This window comes from Nonomuraea antri (assembly GCF_013283785.1).
Classification (GTDB): Bacteria; Actinomycetota; Actinomycetes; order Streptosporangiales; family Streptosporangiaceae; genus Nonomuraea; species Nonomuraea antri.
In genome coordinates, this window is sequence record NZ_JABCPZ010000570.1 from 1 (window position 1) to 1095 (window position 1095).

Below are 1095 nucleotides of genomic sequence, written 5' to 3' on the forward strand. Positions count from 1 at the left end.
AGTTCCCCCCGAACCGGGCACCCCAGGGCGCACTGCCGGGGGCCAGGTCAGGGCCGGGTCCTGGCGCAGCACCGCGCCCTCCAGCTCGCGCAGCGCCACCCCCGGATCGAGCCCCAGCTCGTCCGCCAGCACCCGCCGGACCTGGCGCAGCGCCTCCAGGGCGTCCGCCTGCCGATGGGAGCCGGCCAGCGCGAGCACCCGCAACATCCACAGCCGCTCACGCAGCGGATGCTCGGCGGTCAGCGCCTCCAGCTCGGCGGCGAGCGTGGCGTGCTCGCCCAGCGCCAGCCGGGCGACCGCGCGGTATTCGAGCGCCACCGTGCGCAGCTCCGCCAGCCGGGTACGCTCGGCCACCGCCGCGGGCGCGTCGTCCAGCTCCAGGTACGGAGTGCCGCGCCAGAGCGCGAGCGCCCGGTCGAGCGCGGCGATGGTCTCGGCCAGCTCCGCCGCGCTCAGCGCGGGCGGCCTGGGCAGCTCGCCGGCCGCGCCCGTCCACTCGCCGAGCCTGGACTGCGCGGCGGCCAGGGCGGCGTCGAAGATCGCCACGTCGAAGGCGTCGTCGGGCAGCCGCAGCGCGTATCCGGGCGCGGCGGTCACGATCGTGCCGGCCGGGGTGCGGGGCGCGCGCCCGGGTTCCAGCGCCCGGCGCAGGTCGGCTACGTATACGTGCAGGGTCTGCAGCGCGCTGGGCGGGGGCGCGTCGCCCCACACCAGGTCGATCAGGCCGTCGACGGACGCGGGGCGGCCCCGGTGCAGCGCCAGGGCGGCCAGCAGCATCCGGGGCTTGCGCCCGCCGAGCTCGACCGGGTCTTCGCCGCGTAACGCCTTGATCGCGCCGAGTACTTCTATCCGCACAGACCGCAGAGTAGCGCCACCTCCCTGGTGATCGGTGCGGACGGCAGCGCTCCAGGTGAAGCCGGGGACGCGCGGGCCCACTAGGTAATCGGCGCACCCCGGCCATCAGCGCATTACCGAATTATCGGTAACGCATACCGATGCACATACGTATTTGCACGCTGGTAAGCAGCGCTTAGCGTTCGGGCCACAACCAGGTGAACGGCCGGCTCGCTCACCTCACCCCCCACCCCCCGACAC

The 1095-nt window shown here is 74.5% G+C and carries 1 protein-coding gene; it reads right to left on the reverse strand.

Annotation, left to right across the window (positions count from 1 at the left end; translation table 11 throughout):
* Positions 1-855: AfsR/SARP family transcriptional regulator (locus HII36_RS55420; RefSeq protein WP_173531425.1), on the reverse strand; the 855-nt coding region annotated here is incomplete at its 3' end.
* Between the last annotated feature and the right edge of the window lie 240 nt (positions 856-1095).